Origin of the sequence: Streptomyces sp. NWU339, assembly GCF_003143855.1 — a bacterium.
Taxonomy (GTDB): domain Bacteria; phylum Actinomycetota; class Actinomycetes; order Streptomycetales; family Streptomycetaceae; genus Streptomyces.
In genome coordinates, this window is the sequence record NZ_QFRK01000109.1 from 1 (window position 1) to 8,331 (window position 8,331).

8 protein-coding genes are annotated in these 8,331 nt (G+C 70.1%); 1 reads left to right on the plus strand and 7 read right to left on the minus strand.

Going from position 1 to position 8,331, the window contains the following annotated elements; translation table 11 throughout:
• Positions 1-388 (plus strand): transposase (locus DIZ27_RS43120; protein WP_181384000.1); only part of this gene is annotated, 388 nt, incomplete at its 5' end.
• Positions 389-547: 159 nt separating this feature from the next.
• Here the strand turns inward: DIZ27_RS43120 and DIZ27_RS43125 are convergent.
• The 7 genes from DIZ27_RS43125 to DIZ27_RS43155 form a co-directional block, all read right to left on the minus strand.
• Positions 548-1,228 (minus strand): hypothetical protein, encoded by a 681-nt coding sequence (locus tag DIZ27_RS43125; RefSeq protein WP_109383735.1) that lies wholly within the window; start codon positions 1,226-1,228, stop codon positions 548-550.
• Positions 1,229-1,353: 125 nt separating this feature from the next.
• Entirely contained in the window at positions 1,354-1,971 is a 618-nt protein-coding gene (locus tag DIZ27_RS43130) for a hypothetical protein (RefSeq protein WP_109383736.1), read from the minus strand.
• Between the two features lie 68 nt (positions 1,972-2,039).
• The gene (locus DIZ27_RS43135) at positions 2,040-2,708 is read right to left on the minus strand and encodes a hypothetical protein (protein ID WP_109383737.1); all 669 of its coding nucleotides are present in this window, start codon (positions 2,706-2,708) and stop codon (positions 2,040-2,042) included.
• Positions 2,709-2,785: 77 nt separating this feature from the next.
• Positions 2,786-3,538 carry a magnesium chelatase domain-containing protein gene (locus tag DIZ27_RS43140; protein WP_109383738.1) on the minus strand — a complete coding sequence of 251 codons (753 nt, stop codon included), beginning with the start codon at positions 3,536-3,538 and terminating at the stop codon, positions 2,786-2,788.
• 127 nt (positions 3,539-3,665) lie between these two features.
• On the minus strand, positions 3,666-3,908 hold the full coding sequence (locus DIZ27_RS43145) for a hypothetical protein (protein ID WP_109383739.1): 243 nt from the start codon (positions 3,906-3,908) through the stop codon (positions 3,666-3,668).
• A gap of 116 nt (positions 3,909-4,024) precedes the next feature.
• Positions 4,025-6,988, minus strand: coding sequence for a DNA cytosine methyltransferase (locus tag DIZ27_RS43150; protein WP_109383740.1), 2,964 nt, complete (start codon positions 6,986-6,988; stop codon positions 4,025-4,027).
• 607 nt (positions 6,989-7,595) lie between these two features.
• Positions 7,596-8,331: IS110 family transposase (locus DIZ27_RS43155; protein WP_219933737.1), on the minus strand; the 736-nt coding region annotated here is incomplete at its 5' end.

The following is an 8,331-nucleotide window of genomic DNA, read 5'->3' on the forward strand; positions in this document are numbered from 1 at the left end:
GCGCTACCACCCCTTCTTCACCGACCAGCCCGCCGCAACCCTGCAGGCCGAGCGGGAACACCGCCATCACGCCGTGGTCGAGCAGGTCATCGCGGACAGCAAGGCCGGGGCCCTGGCCCATCTGCCGTCCGGGCACTTCCACGCCAACGCGGCCTGGCTGACCCTGTGGGCGATGGCCTACAACCTGCTGCGGGCCGCAGGTTCCCTGGCCTCCGCGTTCCACGCCAAGGCCACCACGGCCACCCTCCGGGCCCACCTGGTCCAGGTCCCGGCCCGGATCGCGCGATCCGCACGACGCATCACCCTGCACCTGCCCTGCAACTGGCCCTGGGAGCAAGCCTGGACACACCTCTTCGACACCGTCCACGACCCACCCGCACTGGCCTGATCCCCCTGCCCACCCCGCCCGCCAGGGCTCGACCGGAACCGCACCGTGGAAAAGCTGGGCAGACCAGCAGAAACAACCTGCCCATCCACGATCACCGACCGAAACCAGCTCACAAAACGATCAAGAGATCACCTTCAGAGCACGTCGGTGGATCGAGGCTTAGACGGCCGCGGGGTCGTTGAACAGTGCGGGCTGGACCGCGGTACGGTTCCCGGGCGCCTGGCCTGCGGGCTCCTGGCGCTCGAGGTGGGCGGCGACCGTCCACTCCCACCAGGCGGGCCGGTTCTTGCGGGGGCCGCCGGACAGGATGAGCTGGTCGGCTCGCACGTCGTGCACGGTGCCGTCGAGGATTAGCCACACCTCGCACTTGGGCAGGCCGGGCCGGGTGACCATGGCGAGTTGGTGGATGTCGCCCCAACCGGGGTGCAGGGCGCCGGGCTTGGCCCACGTCCAGGTGCCGGGGCGGATGTCGCCGGGTCCGGTCGGGGTGTGCCGGTACGGCGGCTTCTGCCGACGGGCGCGCCGGGGCTTGGCGGGGTAGTAGTGGGACGGCGGGTACTTCGGGTGCGCTTCCCGGTATGCCTTCAGGTCGGCGGCCTGCCGTACGGCGACGTCGGCGGCCGCGTAGCAGCGGGGCCCGATGTGCCAGTTCCGTGGGCCTCGGGTCTCCCACCATGTGGTGGCGCCGCAGGTGCAGCGGCTCTGTCTGAGGAACTCGCCGGCGGTCTCGCAGGGCCAGGCCGTCGTGCAGGTCCGGCACTGCCAGTCGGTGTCTCGGGTGCCGGTCGGCAGGTGCTCGTCCGGGAGGCGGAGCGGGCGGATCGTCCATCCTGTGGCCATCTGTGGCGTCCTATCTCGGGTGGGTCGGGGGTGGTGGTGGTCTGCGCCCTGTGGGCGCGGTAGAACAGCAGTGAGGGCCGGGGAACGCTGCCTGTTCCCCGGCCCTCACTGCCTCGCGTGTGGGGTCAGTGCTGCATGGCCGGCTGCGTCTTGGCCGCCGCCGGTTCGGTCAGGACATGGACGGCGGACCGTGATCCGGCCGGTCGGAAGCCGAAGCACAGGTACTCGCCGGCCATGTCGTTGACGCGCTTACCGGACTTGTCCCAGACCAGCAGTCGGCCGCACTGGGCGCACTTCCCGGCGTCCTCGCCCGGTGTGCCGTGCGGCCGGGCGTTGGCGGCCGGGGCGGCGTCCCGCTTCTGGTCTCTGTCGGGGTCGGCGGGCAGGGCGACGAGGAACGCGTCGGACAGGTGCGGGAGCGGCTTCCAGTCGGCCGCGGTGAGCAGCTTCTCGAAGCGGTAGAAGGTGAGCATGTCCAGGAGCGTGTCCCGGATGTGTGCCCGGGTCGGGTCGCTCAGCTTGCCGCTCGTGGCCTCGTCATTGAACCGCCAGATGGTGTCCTCGCCATCGCGCACGGTGGTCAGCACGCTGCCGTTGACGGTGATGGCAGTGGCGGCGGGCAGTTCCTCGCGGATCAGGTGGGCGATGAGGAGCAGGCCGCGGTCGATGACCTCGCGCCGCTTCTTCGCGGCGTCCCGGTAGGCGTCCTCGAAGTACTCGGTCCAGAAGGCTTTGCTGGTCATGTGGAGTGGTTCCTTCCTCTGTAGGGGTGGGGCCGGGGGCGCTGCCTGCCCCCGGCCCCGGGGCGGGGTCAGTCCTCGGGGAGCTGGTCGCACGGCCAGCACGTGCTCAGGCCGTACTCGGCGTAGATGAGGGCGCCCGGCTCGTCCTCGAAGCGGGCGGCCACCTCAGGGTTGTGGTCGCAGCGGGTGTGGAGGACGCCGATCGTGGTGGTGCGCAGGGTGACCTCGTCGGCCTCTCTGATCACGTACGACTCTCCGCCTTCGGCGTCGTGCACGTGGTAGCGGGCCGGGGCGTCGCCCTCGGCGGGCTCGATGCGTTCGAGGACGGCGATCGTGGTCGGGGCGATGACGAGGGTGACGCTGTTGGTGATCTCCACCGCGTACGGGGGGACGGGTTCCAGGCCGGCGGCCTCGCGCTTCCTGCCGATCTCGGCGGCTTGGATGCGGCGCAGGCGGGCGATCTCCAGGAAGGCCAGGCCGATCGTTTCGCGTCGGCTGCCGCCGGTTGCCCACACGCGCCGGTTGCCGTTGACGTCGCGGACCTCCCACTTGTCTGCGTCGTCGGTGGTGCGGTAGACGGCCATCTCCCAGTCGGTGACGTTGGTGTGGGCCGGGGTGTCGTCCGGGTAGTTGCCGGGGACGGTGAACAGGTAGCCGTGCTCGGCGAACGGTGACGGCTTGGGAAAGCGGTCGGAGCCGTAGACCGCGAGGTGGACGTCGGGCGGGAACTCGTTCACGGGTTGCCTCTCTGGGGCTGGTTGGATGGGGAGGTGAGGCCGGGGTGCGCTGCCTGCACCCCGGCCTCGTGTGCGGGTCACGCCTGGCCCATCTCCTCGAGGAAGCCGATGGCCGCACCGAGGGTGCTGGGGCCGAGCACGGTGACGTCGGTGTTCTGGCTCGCCTCGTCGAAGTCCGCGACGGGCACGAGGAAGTTCAGGAAGCTGGCCGCCTGGGCGGTGCGGATGCGGGCGGGGACGTCGTCCACGTGCCGGACCCGGCCGTCCAGGCCGAGTTCGCCGATGAGCACGGTCCGGGTCAGGGCGTCCAGGCCGTAGTGGCCGGCCGCGCCGAGGATCGCGCAGGCGATGGCGAGGTCGTACGCGCTGCCCGCGGGGCGGCCGGTGGTCTTCTCGACGGTGACCGTGACGCGGCCCATGGGCCAGCCGTAGCCGCTATTGACGACGGCCGCGCGGATACGGTCCTTGGTCTCCCGCTCGCTACTGACGCCGATGCCGTCGATGGTGAACGAGCCGAGGCCGGGGCTGATCGTCGCGTGGACGTGGACCACGGCGGCCTCGTTGGAGGCGCGCACCGTGGCGCGACCCTGGCCCGCGGCGTCCGACTCGATCGGCCAGGCAACTCCCAGGCCGCGCTGGTCGGCGTCGACGACCAGGCCGGTGCGGTACAGGGCGCCGCCCGCGACGTAATTCGGGGTGGTGACGTCCTCGAGGACGTCGCCGGGCTGCGCGGCGAGGACGGCGTACTTCAGGTTGAACGGGTTGCCGTCCTCGGTGAGGACGCCGTTGCTGATGACGCCGAGGCGGGTGGGGCGGGCGATGCTGGCCATTCCGTGGCTCCTTCTTGGTGGTGGTGAGCCGGCCCCTGGTGGGGCGGCTGGCGGCTCCTGGGCGGGCGGCACGCACTGGGGGCGTGCCGCCTGCGCAGGGGACGGCCGGGTGGCCGTCCGGCCTGGCTCAGTTGTCGGCGGTCACGATGAAGCGGGGGGTGCGGCCGGGGATCTGCACCCAGACGTGCTCCTCGCCCTTGCGGATGCCGGCCGCGGGGACGTCCACGGTCCAGCGGAGGACCGACTTCCGTAGGTGGCCCTTGTGGAAGCGGGCGGGGGCGAGTTCGGAGGTGACGACCTCGGCCTCCCAGTCGGTGCCGATGGCGCAGACCTTGGTGCCGGTCGCGAGGGGGGAGAGGGTGACGGCCATTTCGCGCTCCTTGGGGGTTGGTGTGGTTTGAACTACTTTCATTCTTTCCAAAACGGCTTACCCTAGCCAGTTTTAACAAGTCGTTTAGGCAAAGAAACTTCTAAGAAAACCGCAGGTCAGACGGCCATCGCGTACCGGTCGATCTCCTCGCCCGTGATGCACTCGACCAGCGCGCACAGCAACACCTCGGCCGCGTTCGGCGTGACCGCGTTCCCAAGTTGCTTCACCTGGTCGCGCTTGGAGCCGAGGATCTTGTACCTGTCCGCGAAGGCCATCGCGCGCTGGATCTCCTTCGGCTGGAGCATCCTGAACAGCACCCGGGACACGTCGTAGTTGCCCTCGCCGTCGACCAGCGCGTACCGGTCGCGGGTCGGCAGGGCACCGACGGGCTCGCCGACCGGCCGGGCCTGGCCGTTGCCGTAGTAGGGGACGAGGAGCGGGTCCGGGGCGGTCACGAAGCCGTGGTGGTTGCCGCCAGCCGACACGGTGTGGACCGGGTGGCCGATGTGCCGGGCCTTCTCCTTGTCGCCGCCTCCGCGCATGGGCACCACGAACGGCACGTAGGCGACCGCGGTTTCGGCTCGCGCGGTCTGGGTGCGCAGCGGCTGGTCCACGCGCATGGCCTTCTTACCGTCGCGGCCCTCGCAGGGGATGAGCAGGGGCGGGATCACCAGGCCGTCGCTCTCGACGGTCGTGCGGGTCGGCATGGGGACGTCCGTGCTGGTCGCGCCCTTGCGCCAGGTGCCGCCGGTGGGGACGAGGAGCGGGGCGAGGCGGGCGGCGTCGAGCTGGTCGCTGAACAGGGCGTCCTGCTCGTCCTCGCCGGCCGGGCCGCCGGGGCGCGGCCAGTACCGGTTGATCCCGGCCCGGATGCGGGCCATCGTGTTCGGGGCCAGACCTTCCGGGCAGTCCTTCGACTTCGGGCGGGAGCCGATCGGCGTGCCCTTGATGGACCAGTCGATCGCCGCCGCGGCCGGGAGGACCTCGGGCTCGACGAGCGAGCGGCAGGACTTACGCGGGCACCGGTAGTCGTAGCTCGACCGGTACCGGCCCATGTCCTGACCCGGCTTACGGAAGACCTGCAGAGCGGAAACCATCTCGTCGCAGCTCGCGCAGTACGCCTTGGGCCGCAGCCACTTATCCCAGTCCGGAGTGCGGCCGAGACTCTTGTGCCAGTAAGCGACGTACAGCCGGTCACGTGACTGCGGCGCCTTGTGGACCGTGCGCGGGTCGGCGTGCATCGAGTTCAGGGCGATGACCTTCGTGCGGTAGCCCATCTTGTGGAACTCGCCGAGCCAGCGGTCCCATTCGGCCCACGAGCGGACGTCGATCACGTTCTCGACGACGCCGGCCTTGACCAAGCCACCGCGCTCGATGACGCCTCGGAGGTAAAGGGGCACCTCTTCCATCAGGGCCCGGCTCTCCTCCTCTTCCTGCGTCGGCCCGTCGTCCTCCTGGTCGGCCGCCTTGAACTTCTCCTCTTCCAAGTCCGCGTAGAGGTCGAGGAGGTCGCCCTGCACAGCCTTGGCGAACGACCGCTTCTTCCCCTTCGCCACGGACCAATTCGTGCAGTTATGCACCGTGATGCCGTCGGCCACGTACGACTCGTCTTCGGCCACGCTCAGGTTGAAGACCTCGACCGTTCGGCCTGTGGGCTCGACCGACTTGACCGGCGCCCACCGGTAGCCGCCCTCGTCGACGTGGAAGGCGTGCTTCGGGCCAGCGGCGATCCAGTTCACGTGCCACTGCGGACGCTCGTTGACGACCCGGCCTTCAATCTTCCGGACGCCCTTGCGGCTGTACGGGCCGGACACGTTGGCCACGTAGCCGAGAGAGTTGGCGAGCATCCGTAGTCCGAGCGCGAGCCGCTTGGAGACCGTGGACGTCTGCGTGTAGACGCTGCCGGTATTGCCGTCCGCGGAGAGGTAGCCGTCCAGCAGCGCCCGCCGCGACTCGACTGGCAGCGTCAGCGCCCAGGCCGGGACTGTCTTGCCGTGAGCGTGCTGCCCGAAGTGCTCAGCCAGCCACTCGACCAGGCCGCGGTGGGCCGTCGCGAAGGCGGCCGCGGTGCGCAGGTCCCGACGCGCCCAGCGGAGTCCGGTCACAGCTTGCAGGCGCTCGGCGAGTTCGTCAGCCTCCTCGAAGGCGCACACGATGGTCAGCTCGTACCGGCCGCGGTTCGGGTTCTGCCGCTTGTTCGTCTGCTTGCACTCATCGGAGCAGTACGGGGAGACCCGGCCGGTCGTGCTCTTGCCGTGCGGGCGCGCGCTGCCGCCGCACACGATGCACGGGGAGCCCGCCGACTGGGAGGTCCGGCGGGGCTGCGGGGCCAGGCCGTCACCGGTCTTCGGCCGGAGCCGTAGTGAGCCGTCGCCGAGCCAGCGGCCGACCATCCACCAGAAGTCAGGCGTCTGGTCGATGCTGCGTCCGCCGACCGCCGGCACCGGCAGCTCCTCGCCGAAATCGAGCGGCGCGGCCCACAAGCGGCCGGCCAGGTTCTTGGCCTCGGTCCACTCGGGCTCGCCCGTCAGGCGCCACCGGTAGCCGCGTGGCTTGGTGTTCCAGACCTTCGTGCGCTGGCGGGTGTAGAAGGGGTGCTCTGCTGTGGTCTCGATGCCGCCTGCGTGGCCTACGCCTTTGACCATCACGGTCTCGGCCCTCTTGCGCATGGTCCGGATGACCGGCCGCCATCGGCGCTCGTGCGTGAACACGTCGTCACCGAGCTGGACGTCCTCGATGGGGACCATGCCGCGCCGGGTGAGGATCTGCGTCCCGGCCGGGAAGCACTCCGGACTGGCCCAGAACAGGTCGGTGACCGGCCAGGACCAGACGGGGGCCTTGCGGATGTCGCCCATGTAGTGCGCGACGTCCGCGAAGTTGTACTGGTGGGTCTTCAGGGCCTGCTTCCAGTGGTTCGCCGCGCGGGCGACGCGCAGGAACGGGACCGCGTGCGCGCCTTGGGAGGAGCCGCCTGCGCCGCAGAACCAATCCATCACGGACAGGTCGCCGCCGTCGTGCTTGTAGGCGCGCACCGGGGTGCCGGCCGCCATGGCGCGTGTGGCGGCGTCTATGTAGGGCACGTCGTTCTCTCCTTGCTGGCATGGGAAGCGCCGCCCCGGTCGGGGCGGCGCTGGGTGGTGGTTGGTGCTGATCTCATTCTTTCCAAATCGGGTTGCCCTAGCCAATTTGGACAACCAAATTAGGCAAAGAAACTTCTAAGAAAACCGCACCCATGAGGGCCGGGCCTGTCAAGGGGCGCAGACAGTCCCCGCCTGCGGCTTTCGGTGGGATGCCGGGGCGTTTTCCTCGTGGCTCTTCCTCGTGTCTGTCTGCGGGGCCGCCGCGTGGGAGGGGTCCAGTTGGAGCGCCCGGAGCCCCGCGAGGAACGAGCGGGGCGAGGACGAACGAGCTGGAGGCCGACGAGCGGCGGCCGACAATGGGGGCCGAGGAAGCGTCACGGATGTTCGCGGATACGGTCGTTGCGATCCCCGGAGTCCGTGCTGGTCGGCGGAGTGGTCTCACAAACACCCATTCGGCATCCGGCCGCACAGGCCGGCGCCATGACCATGGTGCGGGGATCCGGGCTGCTCAGTCAGGTCATCGAGCGCGGCCATCGGGCCGTCTCATGCAGCTTTGCGAGCTCACCCGGGGTCTGCGACCGCCCCTGGCGGTTGTCATCGGCTGCTGTCATCGCACCCCCTGTTGATCCTGCACGGCGCGCAGTAGGTGATAGGCACGCGTGAGCAGTCGGCGAGCCACCGCCGTTGTGGCGATCTTCTTGCCGCGGCGGTGGGCGAGGCTCTGGTAGGCGGCGGCGAATTCCGGCGACCGCTTCGCACTCTGCGCGGCCTCGCACAAGATCCACCGCAGCCAGGGCGMGCCCTGCTTGGAGATGTGGCCGTGCCGCACGGTTCGATCGGATCCGCGGACGGTGGGCGTCAGCCCGGCCCAGGCGGCGAGCTTGCGCGCGGAGGGGAAGCGGGTGATGTCCCCGACCTCGGCCACGATCATCAAGGCGGTGAGCGTGCCGACCCCCGGCAGCCGGGTGAGCGCCTTGACCTGGGGGTCGCCCCGCGCCTGCGCGAGCAGCTGCCGGTCGAGGGCGTCGATCGGCTCTTTGAGGACGTCCATCAGGCCCAGCAGATCGTCGATCACGCGACGGGAAACGTCCGGCAGTTCCAGGCCGCCCAGCCAGGCCCGCCCCGGGGCGGTGAAGCAGCTGCCGGGCCGGTCGCAGCCGTGGTCCGCCAGAACGGCGTGGACGCGGTTGCGCAGCCGGGTCCGCAGCCGCACCAGCTGGCAGCGGTGCCGCAACAACGCGCGTTGCTGCCGTACGTCCAGCGGCGCGATCCATGCCTCCGGCAGCAGATCCGCCCGCAGCAGCTGAGCTAGGGTCGCGGCGTCCACCTTGTCGTTCTTCAAC